Genomic DNA, 18,559 nt, shown 5'->3' with positions numbered 1-18,559 from the left:
TTTTCTGTTTAATCATTTCGTACTTTTGTTGAACAAAATATTAATTCTTATGAACACTACCATTGAAAAAGAATTATTTGAACTGATAGGCGACAATCATCAAATGACTTCTGCAGACACACCGCTTAGACCTGATGCTTTCGATAAATCAGATGCTGACAAGAAAAAAGTAATTGAGCACCATTTCCACCAAATAATGCAGGAAATGGGATTAGATATGAACGATGACAGTTTAAGAGGAACGCCACATCGTGTGGCCAAAATGTTTATTGACGAAATTTTCTCTGGCTTGAATCCGGCGAATAAACCAAAGATATCTGTTTTTGACAACTCTTATCAATACGATAAAATGTTGGTGGAAGCCGATATTAGTTTTAACTCAACTTGCGAACACCATTTCTTACCTATCATTGGTAAAGCTCATATTGGTTACGTTTCCAGTGGAAAAGTAATCGGTTTGTCAAAATTGAATCGCATTGTAGATTATTACGCTCGTCGTCCGCAAGTGCAAGAGCGTTTGATCATGCAAATTTTTAACGAATTAAAAACCGTTTTAGATACCGAAAGCGTTATTGTAGTAATGGAAGCTAAGCATTTGTGTGTTTCCAGTCGTGGCATCGAAGATGAGAGCAGCTACACTTCAACCATACAATATGGAGGTATTTTTAACGATAAAGATAACCGCAATGATTTCTTCAACTTAATAAAGGAGAAATAGATTTTTAGTTAATTAAGTATTTTTTGGGTAAAAGTCCCGGGTAATTTTTACTCGGGATTTTTTTTGTCCGGAAATAAAAAACCCAAGCCCATGCTTTTAAGCATCTTTTTTTCAAACGCCCAAAAGAAAGCGAATTGCCCGAAAATAAATCCGTAAGTAACTAACAAAACTTGGTAAATAGGGAAGATGAGTACTATGTAAAGCGGATAATAAATCCAGTTAGAAACTTCGCCTTTTACAATCCCGAAAAACTGTAAAAAGGGTTTAGAAAGATAAGCCGCAGAAGAACCGGTTAAAGCAAACACTACGATAATGACAAATACCTGCCAATTCGATTTGATGTTCCAGCGTTCTTTAAAACTTGCCATAAGGTAATTTTTGGTAAAGATAACAGTTTATTGAACGGGAACAAATCCGCCAAGTCTTTGATTGTATCGATTTTGAAAATAAATAAAGTAATTGTAAATCAAATAATTAACTTCATAACCATAATGTATAGTAGGCTGATAATCAATAGTCATCATGTATAAATTTGAATCATACCGCAACGGTTGTGAAGCCCGAAGGTTCCATTCGGCGACATACATTTGGTTTTTAATTTCCAAAAAACTTTCCGAATAATAGCCTCTTGGTCGCGCTCTTCCGGCCAACCAAGAACTGAATCCCGGATCAATAATAATCACTTCGTACTCTAAACTGTCGTTGGCAATTTTAACCGTGTCCGATACTTTGGCCAATGGATTTCCGGGAGTATCAGCAACTGTTTTGGTGCTATTACAACCAATGATAATCAAAAGCAAACCGATAACAGCAACTAAAGTTTTCATACACTCAATTTGATATAAAGTTAAGCATATTCATCCATACTAATTGTTTTAAAGATGTTAAAATAAAAAAGCCACACTTTTTAGTATGGCTTCATTTTTATGCTTTTTCCGATTGTAGCAGACTCATAATCTGTTCTGCCAATTCGGTACCAATTCGGTCTTGCGCTTCCAAAGTCGCCGCGCCAATATGTGGCGTCAACGAAATTTTCGGATGCATCAATATTTGAATTTCCGGAGTAGGTTCTTTTTCAAACACATCCAAACCGGCAAACAATACTTTTTCGCTGTCTAAAGCTTCCACCAAAGCCACTTCATCAATCACACCACCACGGGCACAATTCACGATGCCAACGCCATCTTTCATCATCGCTAATTCTTCTTTTCCAATCACGTAACCTTCCTGAGCCGGAACGTGAAGCGTAATAAAATCGGCATGTTTGAATACTTCTTCTATAGGTTCAGTTTCAAATTCAACGTTGATAAATTGACCGTTGTAAAAATCTACTCTAACTTCAGCTTTATCTACAAATTTATCTGCGGCAATCACTTTCATGCCTAACCCTAAAGCCATTTTAGCTACGGCTTGCCCAATTCGGCCAAAACCAATAATACCCAAGGTTTTTCCCCGCAATTCAATGCCGTTAGCATAGGCTTTTTTCAAACCATCAAAATTAGAATCGCCTTCCAAAGGCATATTTCGGTTCGAATCGTGTAAAAAGCGAACACCGGTAAACAAATGCGCAAACACCAATTCGGCCACACTTTCCGATGAAGAGGCCGGTGTATTAATCACATGTACACCTTTAGAACGGGCATAAGCTACATCAATGTTGTCCATTCCAACACCGCCGCGACCAATAATCTTTAAACCCGGGCAAGCGTCAATAATATCTTTTCTAACCTTAGTAGCACTGCGCACTAACAATACCGAAACATCGTTGGCATTGATATAATTGGCCACTTGTTCTTGCGCCACTTTAGTAGTAATCACTTCAAATCCGCCTCTTTCTAAAGCTTTGATACCGCTTTTTGAAATTCCGTCGTTGGCTAATACTTTCATTTTTAGTTGTATGTTATAAGTTGTATGTTGTTTTTTGGGAAGCTTAATCCGGCTTTTCGTTCCAATCTTTTTGTTTTAAAGAAAAAAAAAAAGGATTTCACCCCGATGCTTCGGGGCAATCCGGGCTAGGGCTATTGTGCTAACTGCGACTGGTTGCTGTAAACCGATTCAAATTCTTTCATCACATCTACCAACACTTGAACACTTTCCAGCGGCAGTGCATTGTACATCGAAGCGCGATAACCGCCTACCGAACGGTGTCCTGTAATTCCGGAAATGCCGGCTGCTTTCCACATTTTGTCGAATGATTCCTGAAGTTCCAGATTTTCCAACAAGAAAGTCGCATTCATAAAACTTCTGTCAGCTACCGCAGCGGTACCTTTAAACATGGTATTTCTGTCTATTTCATTGTAGAGCAAATTGGCTTTCGCTTCGTTTACTTTTTCAATGGCGGCAATGCCACCTTGGTTTTTCAACCATTGCAAGGTTAACAAGCAAGTGTATACTGCAAAAACCGATGGTGTATTGTACATGCTTTCGGCTTTAATGTGTTTTTGATAATCTAAGATACTTGGAATCGCACGACCGGTTTTGCCTAAAATTTCTTCTTTGACTACAACCAAGGTTGTTCCTGCGGCGCCCATATTTTTCTGCGCTCCGGCATAAATCAAGTCAAATTGAGAGAAATCCAAGGTACGTGAAAAAATGTCTGAACTCATATCACAAACCACCGGAACACCCGTTTTAGGAAACGATTTCATTTGGGTTCCGAATATGGTATTGTTACTGGTACAATGAAAATAATCCACGTCAGTCGGGATGCTGTAATCTGTTGGGATGTGATTGTAATTTTGAGCTGCAGAAGATGCAACAACTATCGTTTCACCAAACAATTTAGCTTCTTTGATGGCGTTGTTCGCCCAAGTTCCGGTATCCAAATAAGCGGCTTTGCCATCCGTCTTCATCAAATTGTATGGTACCATCAAAAATTCCAAACTCGCACCACCTTGTAAGAACAACACTTGATAGCCCTTATTTTCCAAGCCTAAAAGTTCCAAAACCAAAGCTCTGGCTTCTTCCATAACGGCTACAAAATCTTTACTGCGGTGGGAAATTTCCAAGATAGACAACCCCGAGTGGTTAAAGTCTAATACGGCTTGAGCCGATTTTTCAAAAACTTCTTGAGGTAATATGCAAGGACCGGCGCTGTAGTTGTGTTTTTTCATAATAGCATTTCCAAAAAATTAAAGCGCAAATTTCGGAAATAGGGTTAAAATAAGCGGTTAGAATTCCGCAATAATAAGGTGATGTTATTAACGAAAACGTTTTAGTTGATAATTACCTAAAAGCTATTTTTTAATTATTTTCCTTGTGATTATTTCATTATTATGAAATAAAATTTTAAAAAAATAAGCACCTTTAGTTAAATTTGTTAAATCAATTGTTTCAAAATTGGATTTAATTGTAGCTATCTTTTTTCCGTCAATTTGAAAAATAGAAACGTTTTCTATTTTGTCAATAAAATCATTTTCTATATGTAAAATGTCCTTTGTTGGATTGGGATAAAAATAAAATGAATTCAAAAAGTTTTCTTCTAAACTCAAAGTTGTGTCAGCATAGTAAGCTCTTCCGGTTTGTGTAGGACCTGGGCTAAATTCCCCCGGACAACCTATTATTAAGTTACTGCCTTCCAATGCCAAAGAAGAACCGAAATAATCGTCAATCTGAGCATTAGTTTCATTGCTGTAGATTGGTGCTTGACTCGTCCAGATACCATTAACTTTTTTATAGTGTAGCAATGCAAATTTTCTGCTCAATTGAAGTATGTAGGTGTTGGAACCTAAAAATATATTCTCATTGTTTACAACAATTTCATCATAAATTTGGTCATTCAAAGGTATTTGAAACGAAGAGTTTAAAACCCAATTATTATCGCTGAAATCATAAATTGATACCAAGCCGGATGTATCATCTACAATATACAATTGGGAATTATATAATTTGAAATTGAATATTTGATTTGGATTATAATTAAAGGTACTTTGATAATTCCAAAGATTATTTACCATATTGAAACTATAGATTTTGGTGCTATTATATCCGTTGTAGTGTCCGGAAGAAATTAATAACTGATTGTTAGCAATTTCAATTTTTGTTCCCAAGTCGGTTTCATTTGCTACTGATAACGTTTGTGATAAGGTCCAAACGTTATTGTCCAAATCAAACACGTAAACATTATTTTTAGATGAAATATACAGCCTGTTATTAAATAATTTTACATAGCGGCCGAAATTATCATTAGCTGTATTGTTTACAGATGTTATTTTTTGATGAAACTGATAATTTCCATTTATTTTTTTGTAAAGATAAACAGCGCCTAAATTTGAATTATTTGCTCCTTGGTTTTGTGCTCCGATAGCTATTTTATCATTCTCTTTAGAAATTGAACTTCCAAACTTATCCGGACCACTAACATCTGACTCGATTAATACATCAGTTTGTATTAAATTGTTATCAGTAAAGTCAAATACATAAACTTTACCAAGTTGATTAAAGGAGTTGTTATAGCCACTTGATACAACTACATCATTGTTGTTAATCTCAACTTTCCGGCCAAAATAATTGCCACTTGCACCAAAAGTTGGATAAAAGGAACTCACTTGTAATTGTGAAAAAATGAGTTGTGAAAATAGTAGTAACCAAATGTTTTTCATAAAAAATTGATTTTAAATCAAATTTAAAAAACATTTTTATTAAAGTAAGAAAAAACTATAATTTAATCAAGAATTGTAAAGTGTCTACATTATCCGCATAGTCCCAAAGTTCCGGCTGCTGGGTTTTTCCAAACGGAATACTGTTAGGCGTCAAACCATTGGAAACCACACACTGAATTTGCTCTTTATCATTTTCCAATCTCAGCTTTATCTGTTCTAAATCATCGTAGTATTCATAAAAAACAGAGGAAATAGGAGAGGCGTAGCTGCTGTCTTCTTTCAAGGTAAGGAATTCGTTATCGAGTAATTTAAAATTACTCATCAGGAAAACAGCTTTATTGTAGTCGTAGTTATTGGAATATTTCTCGTAAAAAATAACATCTTTGTATTCGTATATGGCTTTAAAAAAAGGCTGAAAATCGTAGTCTTTCGGTACAAAAAGTTTGGAAACGTTGCGACAACCTAAGCCATAGTATCGGAAAATATCTTCGCCTAAATGCACTAAATCTTCATGTCTTTCTTTCCCGGTTAATAGCGCTACCGAATTGCGGTTTTTGCGAATGATACTCGGTTTGTCTTTAAAATAGAATTCGAAATAACGGGCAGTATTGTTGCTCCCGGTAGCGATTACGGCATCAAAATTTTCCAATTTTCCGTCGGTAAAAGTGATGTAGTTGTCCATTTCCGGTGATACAGTTACCAAATATTGGGCTAAAAACTTTATCAAATGTTGATCGTTAGAAGAAGTTTTGACCAACACTTTATGTCCTGATATCAAAACCGAAATGAAATCGTGAAAACCTACCAGCGGAATATTTCCGGCCAAAATCAAACCTACAGTTTTAGGTTGGATGGTAGAGAAATCGTATCGTGACAACCAAGTATTTAAATTGTCCTCTGTTAAGGCTTTGGCCCAAGATTGCACTGCATGACACACTTGTTCCGGTGTAAACCAACCGTTATGTGATTGGGATAATTGAATCAAATCCACAAACGCATCGAAGTACAAATCGTTGTGCAATACGCCTTCTTTTTTTTGATTTTGGTCTACATTAAATTGACTCAAAAACTGACCTAATGCGATAAAACAATTTTTTTTCTCGATTTGTAACATGAGTGACTTGTTTATGAATGGTTTTGATTGTAATTTTGTGCAAAATTAGTGAAAAAGTAATGAGTAGGAAGTGTTGGGTTGGGAGTAATTTTAAAACGCCTCGCTCAAAAATCTCTGAACTCTGAACTACAAACTCCAAACTACAAAAAGATGGCTATCATAATAACTGACGAATGCATTAACTGCGGGGCTTGTGAACCGGAATGTCCGAATACCGCAATTTATGAAGGTGCCGATGATTGGCGCTACAAAGACGGGACTAAGCTAAGAGGGAAAGTTGTTTTACCAGACGGTACCGAAGTAGATGCTGATGCTGCACAAACTCCTATTTCCGATGATATTTATTACATCGTACCCGGAAAGTGTACAGAATGTAAGGGTTTCCATGAAGAACCACAATGTGCCGCGGTTTGTCCGGTGGATTGTTGTGTTCCTGATGACAATCATGTAGAAAGTGAAGAGACTTTATTAAATCGTCAATCTTTCTTGCATAACGAATAAAAAAAATCCTGAGCTTAAACTCAGGATTTTTTTTTGGTTTTTAGAATCTGAAATTCATACGAGCGTAATAAAAGGCACCTCCGAATCCCATTTGTACCGCATCCCAATAGCCACCGGCTTCTACCCAGTCGTCTTGTTGATCAGGGTATACATTGAATAAATTGTTGCTTCCCACAATCAATTTGGTGTTTTTAGATAAATTGAATCCCAAAGTCAAATCGGTTACAATTTTCACACCATAAGTATCGGTAGCCGCTTTGATTTGGTTGGCGAACGAACCGTAATCGGCTACGTCTTCATACATTTGGTAATCCAACAATTTTACTTCACTGAAACGGGTAAATGCCAAACCGGCGTCAAACCATTTGCGAGCATAATTCAAATTCAAGCTGAATTTGTTGTCCGGTGCAGAAGCTAAAAGGAAAGCTTTTTCTCTTTCACCGAAAAAAGTCTGTTCGTCTAAAGTGCCATTATTTACCGCGTCTACTTTCATATTGTTAATGTTACCAACTAAAGTAGCACCAAAAGAATTATCGCCGATTTTTTTCTTCCAAGCAATTACCACATCCAATCCTGTTGTTTTGGTATCAACGCCATTCACAAAGAACTGGGCTTGATCTACGCCAATGTTCAAAGCCGAAGCATCGAAATAGCCGGTCAATACAATTCTGTCTTTTACATTCACCATATAACCGTCAATTGTTGCGGTGAAATCTCCGTAACTAGCAGTAAAACCCAAAGAGCCGTTGATGGCTTTTTCTTCATTAAGCTTGCCAATACCGAAAGCTTGGGTAACCGGACTGTTATTAGGAGATAATAATATCTCTGAAGCACCGGTGGAGGAGAAGTTAGTAAATCTTAAGTTATAGTAAATCTGCGCCAAAGAAGGTGCTCTAAAGCCTGAACTGATAGAACCTCTAAAGTTAACATTACCGCCTGTTTTTAGTCGAGCTGCAATTTTTCCGTTTAAAGTACTTCCGAAGTCGCTGTAGTTTTCAAAGCGTAAAGCAGAAGATACCATAAAATTATCGCTCACATCCAACTCGCCATCGGCATACAAAGAAACATTGGAACGACTTCTGTTTACGACATTATCCGGACTGTATCCGGGAAATCCTTGTGAACCGCCCGGTCTTGGATCGCCGGTATTCGGATCGGTTGGGATGGTTTGGTTAAGCGGATCAGTGATAGGTTGACCGTTTACATCATACGTGGCATACGAACCTTCTTCACCGGCAAATATGGTGAATTGTTCCGTGCGGTATTCGGCACCAAAGGCCAAGTTAAAACCGTTTAAAATGCTGTCGTAGTTTTTAGATAAATCCAAATTTACCGTATTCTGACTCAACGTATGGCCACCCGCATCAAACTCGGTAGGCGAAGCTTCCTCCAATGAAGCATTCAAAGTACCTTTGATGAAATAATGGAAGCTGTTTTTACCGAAAGTATTGCTGATATCCACATTCCAACCGCCGGCAGTTTTGGTTCTGAATCCGGCAGAAATCGAATTATCAACAATTAAGGAAGTAATTCTTGGCGTAAATCCATTAGGATAAATATCGGTAACAATTCTCGGTGAAGGATTGTTTCTGGTAAACGCATAAGCATCAGTGTTTCTGAAATTTCTTCCACCAAAAGCGTAGAATTTAGCCTTGTCGGAAACCGGTATAGCTGCATTGACGAAGAAGTTAAAGCCTTCGATAGCCGCTTCTCCAAAACCTCTTCTGAAATCAAAACCCGGACGCAAGGTTTTGTCTTTGTTAATGTATTCGGCGGTAAAGTTCGCAAACCCTCCGTTATCACCAATTTTAGTTCCGTAATTGGTGGTTACTTTGATGGAATTCCCGTCAAAACTTCTGCCGTCGGCTAACTTATTGCCATCGGCATTGGTGTCTAAAAAGTTGTCTCCGGTGTTAGGTGTGCCTGCCGGGAAATTGCCGTCAGCTTTGGTACTGTATGCCCCGTAACTTATGGTTCCGGTCAATTCGTCTACGTTGTCATTCAAAACAATATTGATAACTCCGGCTATCGCATCAGAACCATACTGAGCCGCTGCCCCGTCGCGCAAGATTTCGATTCTTTTGATGGCACTGGCTGGTATAGCGTTCAAATCGGTTCCGGTATTACCGCGACCACGAGTTCCGAACAAGTTAATCAAAGACGATTGGTGTCTTCTTTTGCCATTGATTAACACCAACGTTTGATCCGGTCCCATTCCACGCAGCGTAGCAGGATCCACGTGGTCTGCGCCATCAGAACCTGATTGTTTGTTGGCATTAAACGAAGGTGCCGCATATTGTAGCAATTCATTGATTTCCAACTTACCACTTTGCGTAGTTACACTTTTAACATCGATGATGTCAATGGGAACCGCCGAATTCACTACCGTTCTTTTGGAATTTCGTGAACCTACAATTTTAATTTCTTGGAGTTGATTCACTTTGGTTGAGTCGTTTGACGATGCACTAGGTTTGTCTTGCGCCGCCAAATACCCAAATTGCAGTGAGAATAATAAAAGGGTAATTTTTTTCATAAGAGTTTGGTTAGAGGTTAATAGCTGCAATTTACAGTTTTTAAGTTGCTCTTTTAACATTTTTATTAAAACTATTTTAACAAATTAACTAACAAATAAAGGTTTTTATAAAATATAATAATTTTGATTAAATTTGCTCAAACCCAATCTGAGAATGAAACATTACTACCTTCTTTTTTTGCTGATTTTTGGTTGGACAGTTTCGGCACAAAACGTCGAGATAGCAATAATACTCAAAGACGCCGATACCAATTTACCGGTTGAAGACGCTACCGTTTTCGTTTTAAAAACCAAGCAATCATTGTTGAGCAACAGCGAAGGTAAAGTGACTTTCGTTCTAAATGGTTCGTCTAACATTCAGGTTACCCATTCTTCCTATGCTAAAGTGACTGTACGGTCATCAGCCTTGCTCAAAACAGACAATGTTATTTACTTAAAAAGTACAGTAAATGATTTGGATGAAATTATTGTGACCAAACAACATCCGCAAAAGATATTGAAGAATTTGGTGGATAATTCTATAAAAAAGTTAACCGTTCCGGCGCGCTTGAAAGTCTATACGAGAGAGTTTTTTAAAATGGATGGGAATTACACCTATTACAACGACGGATTGATGAATTTTCAATTGTTTGGAAAAGATAAAAACTTTAAAAGCAATATTCTAGTTGAGCAAAACAGGGCTTTCGGTCTGGTTTATGATCAAATTAACAGTGATGTTTTGGGATACAATCTCAACGATATCATGGAGAATTACTATAATTTCAAATACATAGATCCCATTACAGATATTGGCGGGAAAAAGAAATACGACTACGTTATTAAATCGTATTCAGCCAATCAAGATTTCAACATCATGATTGTTACGCCAATCGATAATACAAAATCATTGCGGGATGATTTCAAGATTATTTATGATTGGAAGAAGAAAATCATCATTGAAATCAATACCACAGTATCGCCAACAACATTATCCAATGTAAAAGAGAAAAAAGCGGTTGGTTCCAAGAATATTTATAAGTCGACTTTCAAAGCGATTTACCGTTTGGAAGGTGAAAATTATTATTTAGTCAGTTCTAAAGAAGAAATTGGTTTTGAGCGAGTTGAAAAAAATAAAACCACTGATATTGAAGTCAGAAATTATTTTGTAACCACCAATTTCAGCAATCAAAATTACAGTTATAAAGAAAGTGAAGTCTTTAAAGATAAAACATTGTACAATAAGAAAAATGTCATTCTGTCTCCTTATTGGGATATTTCCGGGTTGAGTACTACGGATGAAGAGCAAACCATCATTAATGACTTGCAGGATCGAAAACCTTGAGCTTAGTTTGTACTTTGTTACTTGGTTTTATTGCGCTATATTTGCGCACTTTTAAAATACTTCATTCATGAAAGCAGGAATTGTAGGATTACCAAACGTAGGGAAATCAACTTTATTTAATTGTTTGTCTAATGCGAAAGCACAAAGTGCAAACTTTCCGTTTTGTACCATTGAACCCAATATTGGAGTGGTAAATGTTCCTGATCCGAGAATCAACAAACTAGAAGAATTGGTTAAACCGGAGCGCGTACAAATGGCCACCGTTGATATTGTTGATATCGCCGGGTTGGTGAAAGGCGCCAGTAAAGGAGAAGGTTTAGGAAATCAATTCTTGGCCAACATCAGAGAGTGTAACGCCATTATCCACGTATTGCGTTGTTTTGATAACGATAATATCGTTCACGTTGACGGTAATGTAAATCCGATTCGCGATAAAGAAACTATTGACATAGAGTTGCAATTAAAAGACTTAGAAACAGTTGAAAAGCGCTTGGAAAAAGTCAACCGCGCTGCCAAAACCGGTAACAAAGAAGCACAAACAGAAAAAGCCTTGTTAGACCGAATTAGAGAAGCTCTTTTACAAGCCAAATCAGCCAGAACTGTTGTACCTCAAAACCACGAGGAAGAAGCTTTAATGGAAGATTTTCAATTAATTACCACCAAACCCGTATTGTACGTTTGCAATGTAAATGAAGAAGCCGCTGCTACCGGAAATGCTTACGTTGACCAAGTGCGTGAATTGGTAAAAGATGAAAATGCAGAAGTAATCGTATTAGCTGTTGGTACTGAAGCCGATATCACCGAGTTAGAGACTTATGAAGAACGTCAAATGTTTTTGGAGGACTTAGGGTTGACTGAGCCGGGAAGTTCTGTATTGATTCGCGCTGCTTATAAGTTATTAAAATTACAAACCTATTTTACTGCCGGTGTTAAAGAAGTTCGTGCTTGGACTATCAACATTGGAGATACCGCGCCTAAAGCTGCCGGAGTAATTCACACCGATTTTGAAAAAGGATTTATCCGTGCTGAAGTTATCGCTTACGAAGACTTTGCAAATTATGGATCGGAGGCCAAAGTTAAAGAAGCTGGAAAATTGAGAGTAGAAGGAAAAGAGTACGTGGTTAAAGATGGAGATGTAATGCATTTCCGATTTAACGTGTAGCATCTTACGCTATAACTTATATAAACAAAGCTACTAAGTAATTTTAGTAGCTTTTTTTTTGTTATTTACAAAAAAAAGACTTTATTTTAACTAGCCCAAAATCAGTATACTATGAAACTTCAACAATTAACTTTAAATCCCGAAGGTGAAGCAAGCTTGCTCTTTACTTCGGATGGATTTCAAGAAAGTGAGGCAAATTTGGTCTTGGCTTTTGGCGAAAGAACTTTTTTAGAAAATAACCAACCTTATTCGTTTTTAAAAAAGCGATATCCCAACAGTACGATTGTTATTTGTTCCACATCCGGACAAATGGCCAATTGCGGATTGGTAGAAAATAGTTTGGTAGTCACTGGCTTGTCATTTGAAAAAACAGCCATCAAAACCGCTCAAGCCGATATTGAACTAAACAGTGATATTCTATCTTTAGGCAATACCATTAAATCTGAATTGTTTTCAGATGATTTGAAATCAATTTTGGTTATTTCTGAAGGTAGTTTTGTTAACGGAACGGAATTGATTACCGAGTTGATTCGGCAAACCAACAATGCTGTTCCGATTTTCGGCGGTTTAGCAGGCGACGAGTATCATTTTGAAAAAACCATAGTCGGACTCAATGCAGATGCCTCTCAAGGTAAAATTGTAGTAATCGGCTTTTACGGTGAACACATTCATTTTGGTTTTGCTTCAGAAGGCGGCTGGAGCGATTTCGGACCGGAACGTGAAGTGACCCAATCCGAGAAAAATGTGTTGTATAAAATTGGCGACCGTTTCGCCTTAGACCTTTATAAAGAATATTTGGGTAAGTATGCCGATGAATTGCCGGGTTCTTCTTTGTATTTTCCGCTATCGATGAAGGAAAATAGTCATTCAAAACCTGTTGTCAGAACCATACTTTCAATAGATGAAAAAAGTAAATCCATGACATTTGCCGGGAATATACCTGTAGGTTCCAAAGTTCGATTGATGAAAGGCAACTTTGATAAATTGGTTGATGCGTCTTACCAAGCTGCTCATGAAATTAAAGAACAACAACAACAAAACCCGCAGTTGGCACTATTGGTTAGTTGTGTTGGTCGGAAAATAGTATTAGGCAATCGAATAGAAGAAGAAATCGAGGCTGTAAAAGAAGTTTTTGGTCCGAATTTATTGGTTTGTGGCTTTTATTCTTACGGTGAAATTTCTCCGACACTCAACAATGTGGCTTGTGAATTACACAATCAAACCATGACGATAACAACACTTTACGAATCTTGATGATCATGGATAAAACTACGATTCACAGACAGCTTCAGAGACAAATCAGCAAATATTTGCCGGAAAACTTAGTGGCTGACCATCCGGAGCTTCAAAAGTTTATTGAAGTCGTCAATCTGTCTTATCAGAATTATGAGAAAGATGCCGAATTGGTGGAGCAGTCGACTCGTTTAAACGATATTGAGTATTCGGAAATCAATCAAAAATTAAAGGCTGAATTAGTTAAGAAAGAAGAAATCCATCAAAAATTAGTCTATGCGATTAACCAACTCAATGACAAAAAAGTAAAAGTTGGTGCAGATGGTAACCTTATTGAACTGCTCAATGTTTTAAATCAGGAAATCGACTTAAAAAAGGAATTCCAGCGTCAGTTGTATTTGGCCAAATCCAATGCAGAAAAGGCGAATGAAGCCAAATCAGATTTTCTATCAGTGATGAGTCATGAAATCCGAACACCGCTCAATGCCATCATCGGTCTGATTTACATCATGGAAAAAGAAAATACGTTGTCGAGTTTCCAGGAAAACATTGAAGTATTAAAGTATTCGGCACAAAATCTATATCTTCTAATCAACAATATTCTTGATTTCAGTAAGATTGAAGCGGGTAAAGTAGAGCTCGAAAATATTCCGTTCGATTTGCCGGAATTAATCCAACAAATTGTCAAGTCGCTTCACATCAAAGCTGAAGAAAATAATGACACCATCGAAATTGAAATAGATAAAAATTTTAAAGGCAATATTGTCAGCGATCCATTGCGAATTGGGCAAATCCTAACCAATTTGATTTCAAATGGTATTAAATTCACTCGAGAAGGTACTATCAAAGTCAGAGTCACGCAACTGGAACAAGACCAATATCATTCTAAATTTAAAATTGAAGTCATCGACAGCGGTATTGGCATAGCCATTGAAAAGTTCCAGCAAATCTTTGAAAAATTTGAACAAGCCGAGAATACAACTACCCGAAAATTTGGCGGCACCGGATTAGGTTTAGTGATTTCAAAAAAGCTACTAAAACTCTTGGATTCCGATATCGAATTGGAAAGCGAAGTAGGGAAAGGATCAAATTTCAGCTTTGTATTGAGTGTGCCTTATTTATCTGATAATAGTACTGTAAATAATGATATGCTTTACCATGACTACATAGAGGAAAACTTAGATGGTTTGCGTGTTCTTTTGGTAGAAGATAATCTAATCAATGTAAAAGTAGCCGAAAAAATACTCTCGCAATGGAACGTTCATGTGGAAGTTGCCTTAAATGGTTTAATCGCCACACAAATGTACGAGTCCGGCAAATACGATATCATTTTAATGGACTTAGCCATGCCGGTTATGGATGGTTATGAAGCGACCATCAATATTCGTTTCCGTGATATCAGCGTTCCGATTATTGCTTTAACTGCCTCAGCATCATACGGCTATTTAGAAAAAGCCATGCTTATCGGAATTAACGAATACATCTTAAAACCATTTAATCCTAAAGAACTCAATTTGAAGTTAAGAAAACACTTCAAAACTTCGGTTTAATATGATTTTTGGTTTATTTACAAGTAGGCTTTTTTTCAATATTTGCCAGCAAATATAACGAACTACATAACACCAGGATTCTTAACTTAATTTGGGATGAAACCGATTATGGTTTAAAAAAAAACATCTTTGATTATTTAATGTAATTTTCCTAAAATTTTCTTAAATTTGAGCGTAATGCAAATTATGCATTTTCACCTAACCGTAGTTAAGATAGCTGTTTATGGTAAATAAGATAAAAGCATCCTTAGAACTTACCTCGCTTATTTTTGTTTTGTCTTGTTTGATTATCGGTATAGGGTTTTACACTATAACAGAAATTAAGGTAATAAACAATAAATCCAAAGAACTTTACAACAACCAATTGATTCCCATGGATCAATTGAGTGATGTACGTTATAATGCCTCTTTAATTAGTGCTACCTTTCATCAAGCCAAAGAAAATCAAATAATTCTTAGTGAACCTTTTACCAAAATTAAAGCTGCTCACGACAAGATTAATTTGAATTGGGCTAACTATTTGAAAACGGATCTAACCGCTGAAGAAATTGAAATCATAAATCAGGTAAAACCACTTTTACAAAAAATATCATTAGCCATAACCGATTTAGAATTAGCTCAGATCCAAACCGATAAAACTAAATTAAGTCAATTGCATGTGAATAATTTGCTCAAGGATTTGAAAGTACTTGAAGCAAAAGTGAGCGTCCTACTGGATTTACAAGTAAAAATCGGTCAAAAAAACTATCTGTCCAACATAGAAGTTTACAAAGGACATCTCAAAATTTTTTATTCAACTTTATTTATTGTTCTGGTGCTGACTTTGCCATTTTCTTATTATATAATCAGAAAAAATTCCAGAATTATTAAAAACTTTAATTTAGGTCGTACCAAATTACACTTAACCGAAGAGAACTACCGCAATCTCATTGAATATGCCGGCGAAGCCATTTTAATTCTCAATGAAAAAACCGAGATTGTTGATGTAAATGAATTAGCTTGTAAGCTTTTCGGCTATCAAAGAAGCGAACTTATAGGTCTTTCAACTTCCAAATTAATTGCTCCTAATGATTTTAACAATCACCGTGACAACATTACAAATGTCAAAAAGAACAAAATTGCCATTATCAATCGAAAAATGATGCGAAAAGACGGGAGTTTGATTGAGGTCGAAATCACTAAACGCATCATGGAGGATAAAGGTTTTTTCTCTATAGTTCGAGATATCAGCGAACGCAAAAAAAATGAAATGCTGATTAAAGAATCCGAAGCCAAATACCGTTATCTGTTTAATAATAGCCCGGCCTTCATCATTATTTGGGATTTAGAAACGCTTAAAATCTTAGAAATCAATGACACAGTTCTTCAAAAATACGGCTACAGTCCGGAAGAATGGAAGACAATGACTGTTTTGGATTATCGTCCGAAAGAAGAATACGATAAAATCAAAGAATTCGCGCAATTTATGCTTCACAGCGATCAACCCATAGCCAAAAGGTATTGGCGTCATTTTAAAAAGAACGGTGAAGAAATGCTTATGGAAATAGCTTCTCATAAGATTCTTTACAATGACCGTAAAGCAATTCTATCACTGGCAAACGATGTGACAGAAAAAGTAACCGCCGAAAACAAACTCATCGAGAGGGAAGCACAATTGAATCTTTTTATTGAAAACAGTCCTGTTGCTCTGGCTATGTTTGATAAAGAAATGCGGTATATAGCCACCAGTAAGCAATGGAAGTTAGATTACAATTTGATAGGAAAAGATGTTAACAATCAAATACATTACGACATTTTTCCTAATGTAAGTAAAGAATGGCGGGAAGTGCATCAACGTTGTATGTTAGGTGCTATTGAAAAAAGTGAAGAAGATTTCTTTATTACAGATGACGGCAAAGTAGAATGGCTGAAATGGGAAGTACATCCATGGTACAAAGCTTCTAATGAAATTGGTGGTATTATCATCTTTACCGAAATTATTACCGAGCGTAAAAGAGCCACAGAGCGATTCAAAAACCAATTCGAAAATTCTCCGGATACTATTTTATACATCAACAAGTTTTATAAAATAGAAGCCATTAATCGAGGAACACCTGATGGCAGATCAAAAGATGATTTAGTCGGACTTGATTGTATCAGTATCTTGCCTGAAGAAGCAAGAACGCTTGTAAAGGACACTTTAGATATTTGTTTTAAAACCGGTGAAAAACAAGAGATAGAAAATTTACTCACTTATGGTCGCTATGCACGTTCCCGAATGGTTCCGCTTCAAACTAACGGAATCGTAACCCATATTTTAATCTTTGCTACTGATATCACCGAACGAAAAAAAGTAGAAGAACAAATTATACGTAGTGAGGAAAAATACCGAGCACTTACTGAAAACATAAGTGATGCTATCATATTGATTAATGAAAAATTAAAAATTACTTTTCATAGTCCAACTGCCGAAAAAATTTCTAAATATAGTTTTGAAGAAGTTGAATCTAGGGAAATAGCCGAATTTGTATATCCGGAAGATTATGACATAGCGAAAGAATTTTTAGAGATTGTTCTAAACTCGCCCAATGAACCGATTAACAATCAGTTTCGCATCATTGATAAGTTGGGCAATATCATTTGGGTTGAAGGTACCGCAATTAATTTATTAGACAACAATAACATCCAATCCATAATCATCAATTACCGTGATATTACAGATAGAAAACAATTAGAAGAACAGCAAGCCTTTATGGCTTCCATTGTCAATACTTCTGATGATGCTATTCTCAGTGAATCTTTGGACGGCATTATCACATCTTGGAATAAAGGCGCCGAAAAGTTGCTGCAATACAATCCGGAAGAAACTATCGGTAATCATATTTCTATGTTGATTCCGAAAATGCTCAAAGGCGAAGAGGAAAGAATTTTGAGTCAAATTAAAATAGGAAATTCAGTTGACCATTACGAGACGCAGCGCATGAAAAAAAATGAAGAAGTCATCTATGTTTCCTTGACTATTTCACCTATTAAAGATTATTCGGGACGTATAATCGGAGCGTCAAAAATTATGCGTGATATCTCCGATCGTAAAAAATTTGAAAATGATTTAATCCATTACAATCAAGAATTGCAAAAAGCCAACTCCGAGTTAGATCGTTTTGTTTACAGTGCCTCGCACGATTTGAGAGCGCCGTTAAAATCGATGCTCGGATTAATAGACATCACAGAAAATGAATTGAATGAGGCTGATGAATGTGAAAAAGACGTTTTGATTCATCGCTTTCAAATGCTAAATCGCAGCGTAACCAAATTGGATAATTTTATAGAAGACATTCTCAATTATTCCCGTAATGCTCGATTGGAATTAGAGTACGAAGCAATCGATTTTAAGAATCTGATTCAGGAGATACATGCTAATTTTGCATATTCAAATGCGAATAAAACGATTGAACTGATTGTGCAAGATGACATGAAAACTCAAGTCGCAACCGATGCCAAAAGACTCACAGTCATACTCAATAATATCATGTCTAACGCTTACAAATATTGTGATGTTACCAAAGAAAAATCATTCCTCAAGTTTACCTTGGCTGGCGATTCAGAAAACATCAACATTAAAATAGAAGATAATGGCGTTGGTATACCGGCATCCGAATTGGACAAGATTTTCGATATGTTTTACCGAGCAACCGTTTTGTCAAATGGCTCCGGATTAGGTTTGTATATTGTAAAAGAAACACTTCAAAAGTTAAAAGGTTCTATCAAAGTAACCTCTGAGGAAAATCAAGGGACTACTTTTGATATTGAAATTCCAAACATGATCAATTCACTTTCAACACAATAG

At 36.5% G+C, this 18,559-nt stretch carries 14 protein-coding genes; 7 read left to right on the top strand and 7 right to left on the bottom strand.

Translation table 11 applies throughout. The features are described 5' to 3' along the window. Positions 1–49: 49 nt before the first annotated feature. Positions 50–718 carry a GTP cyclohydrolase I FolE gene (gene folE, locus SK086_RS07535; protein ID WP_290872346.1) on the top strand — a complete coding sequence of 223 codons (669 nt, stop codon included), beginning with the start codon at positions 50–52 and terminating at the stop codon, positions 716–718. A 47-nt stretch (positions 719–765) separates the two neighbouring features. Here folE and SK086_RS07530 read toward each other — a convergent pair whose 3' ends face one another. The 6 genes from SK086_RS07530 to SK086_RS07505 form a co-directional block, all read right to left on the bottom strand. Then, positions 766–1,086 (bottom strand): DUF6787 family protein, encoded by a 321-nt coding sequence (locus SK086_RS07530; RefSeq protein ID WP_324690724.1) that lies wholly within the window; start codon positions 1,084–1,086, stop codon positions 766–768. A 27-nt stretch (positions 1,087–1,113) separates the two neighbouring features. After that, the gene (locus SK086_RS07525; protein WP_324690723.1) at positions 1,114–1,545 is read right to left on the bottom strand and encodes a DUF6146 family protein; all 432 of its coding nucleotides are present in this window, start codon (positions 1,543–1,545) and stop codon (positions 1,114–1,116) included. Between the two features lie 97 nt (positions 1,546–1,642). Then, positions 1,643–2,605 carry a D-2-hydroxyacid dehydrogenase gene (locus SK086_RS07520; RefSeq protein WP_324690722.1) on the bottom strand — a complete coding sequence of 321 codons (963 nt, stop codon included), beginning with the start codon at positions 2,603–2,605 and terminating at the stop codon, positions 1,643–1,645. Between the two features lie 131 nt (positions 2,606–2,736). Next, entirely contained in the window at positions 2,737–3,831 is a 1,095-nt protein-coding gene (gene serC, locus SK086_RS07515; RefSeq protein WP_324690720.1) for a 3-phosphoserine/phosphohydroxythreonine transaminase, read from the bottom strand. A gap of 123 nt (positions 3,832–3,954) precedes the next feature. After that, positions 3,955–5,319 (bottom strand): T9SS type A sorting domain-containing protein, encoded by a 1,365-nt coding sequence (locus SK086_RS07510; RefSeq protein ID WP_324690719.1) that lies wholly within the window; start codon positions 5,317–5,319, stop codon positions 3,955–3,957. 55 nt (positions 5,320–5,374) lie between these two features. After that, positions 5,375–6,433: an acyl-CoA reductase gene (locus SK086_RS07505; protein ID WP_324690718.1), complete on the bottom strand. Its 1,059-nt coding sequence runs from the start codon at positions 6,431–6,433 to the stop codon at positions 5,375–5,377. A gap of 150 nt (positions 6,434–6,583) precedes the next feature. Between SK086_RS07505 and SK086_RS07500 the strand changes: the two genes are divergently transcribed. Next, a complete protein-coding gene (locus tag SK086_RS07500; RefSeq protein ID WP_290876462.1) occupies positions 6,584–6,934 on the top strand; it encodes a 4Fe-4S dicluster domain-containing protein in 351 nt (116 codons plus the stop codon). Positions 6,935–6,974: 40 nt separating this feature from the next. Here SK086_RS07500 and SK086_RS07495 read toward each other — a convergent pair whose 3' ends face one another. Next, a complete protein-coding gene (locus SK086_RS07495; protein WP_324690717.1) occupies positions 6,975–9,467 on the bottom strand; it encodes a TonB-dependent receptor plug domain-containing protein in 2,493 nt (830 codons plus the stop codon). Between the two features lie 154 nt (positions 9,468–9,621). On the opposite strand from SK086_RS07495, the gene SK086_RS07490 reads away from it, so the two are divergent. From SK086_RS07490 to SK086_RS07470, 5 genes are all read left to right on the top strand, one after another. Then, positions 9,622–10,788 carry a hypothetical protein gene (locus SK086_RS07490; protein WP_324690716.1) on the top strand — a complete coding sequence of 389 codons (1,167 nt, stop codon included), beginning with the start codon at positions 9,622–9,624 and terminating at the stop codon, positions 10,786–10,788. A gap of 67 nt (positions 10,789–10,855) precedes the next feature. Further along, positions 10,856–11,950, top strand: coding sequence for a redox-regulated ATPase YchF (gene ychF, locus SK086_RS07485; protein ID WP_324690715.1), 1,095 nt, complete (start codon positions 10,856–10,858; stop codon positions 11,948–11,950). A gap of 111 nt (positions 11,951–12,061) precedes the next feature. Then, complete coding sequence (locus tag SK086_RS07480; protein ID WP_324690713.1) at positions 12,062–13,204, top strand: FIST signal transduction protein; 1,143 nt, start codon at positions 12,062–12,064, stop codon at positions 13,202–13,204. Positions 13,205–13,209: 5 nt separating this feature from the next. Then, positions 13,210–14,733, top strand: a complete 1,524-nt coding sequence (locus SK086_RS07475; protein WP_324690712.1) for an ATP-binding protein — start codon at positions 13,210–13,212, stop codon at positions 14,731–14,733. Positions 14,734–14,956: 223 nt separating this feature from the next. Further along, complete coding sequence (locus SK086_RS07470) at positions 14,957–18,559, top strand: PAS domain S-box protein (RefSeq protein WP_324690711.1); 3,603 nt, start codon at positions 14,957–14,959, stop codon at positions 18,557–18,559.

The sequence above is a fragment of the Flavobacterium cheonhonense genome, assembly GCF_035671315.1.
Lineage (GTDB): Bacteria > Bacteroidota > Bacteroidia > Flavobacteriales > Flavobacteriaceae > Flavobacterium > Flavobacterium cheonhonense.
Note: the sequence above shows the minus strand (reverse complement) of the source record. Positions and strands in the feature narration are given on the sequence as shown.

What these genes read in the sequence shown, in the direction of transcription:
- SK086_RS07470 (WP_324690711.1), top strand. Translation starts at nt 14,957, where the DNA reads ATGGTAAATAAGATAAAAGCATCCTTAGAACTTACCTCGCTTATTTTT.
- SK086_RS07500 (WP_290876462.1), top strand. Translation starts at nt 6,584, where the DNA reads ATGGCTATCATAATAACTGACGAATGCATTAACTGCGGGGCTTGTGAA.
- SK086_RS07525 (WP_324690723.1), bottom strand. Translation starts at nt 1,545, where the DNA reads ATGAAAACTTTAGTTGCTGTTATCGGTTTGCTTTTGATTATCATTGGT.
- SK086_RS07490 (WP_324690716.1), top strand. Translation starts at nt 9,622, where the DNA reads ATGAAACATTACTACCTTCTTTTTTTGCTGATTTTTGGTTGGACAGTT.
- serC (WP_324690720.1), bottom strand. Translation starts at nt 3,831, where the DNA reads ATGAAAAAACACAACTACAGCGCCGGTCCTTGCATATTACCTCAAGAA.
- SK086_RS07505 (WP_324690718.1), bottom strand. Translation starts at nt 6,433, where the DNA reads ATGTTACAAATCGAGAAAAAAAATTGTTTTATCGCATTAGGTCAGTTT.
- SK086_RS07510 (WP_324690719.1), bottom strand. Translation starts at nt 5,319, where the DNA reads ATGAAAAACATTTGGTTACTACTATTTTCACAACTCATTTTTTCACAA.
- folE (WP_290872346.1), top strand. Translation starts at nt 50, where the DNA reads ATGAACACTACCATTGAAAAAGAATTATTTGAACTGATAGGCGACAAT.
- SK086_RS07475 (WP_324690712.1), top strand. Translation starts at nt 13,210, where the DNA reads ATGGATAAAACTACGATTCACAGACAGCTTCAGAGACAAATCAGCAAA.
- SK086_RS07520 (WP_324690722.1), bottom strand. Translation starts at nt 2,605, where the DNA reads ATGAAAGTATTAGCCAACGACGGAATTTCAAAAAGCGGTATCAAAGCT.
- SK086_RS07495 (WP_324690717.1), bottom strand. Translation starts at nt 9,467, where the DNA reads ATGAAAAAAATTACCCTTTTATTATTCTCACTGCAATTTGGGTATTTG.
- ychF (WP_324690715.1), top strand. Translation starts at nt 10,856, where the DNA reads ATGAAAGCAGGAATTGTAGGATTACCAAACGTAGGGAAATCAACTTTA.
- SK086_RS07530 (WP_324690724.1), bottom strand. Translation starts at nt 1,086, where the DNA reads ATGGCAAGTTTTAAAGAACGCTGGAACATCAAATCGAATTGGCAGGTA.
- SK086_RS07480 (WP_324690713.1), top strand. Translation starts at nt 12,062, where the DNA reads ATGAAACTTCAACAATTAACTTTAAATCCCGAAGGTGAAGCAAGCTTG.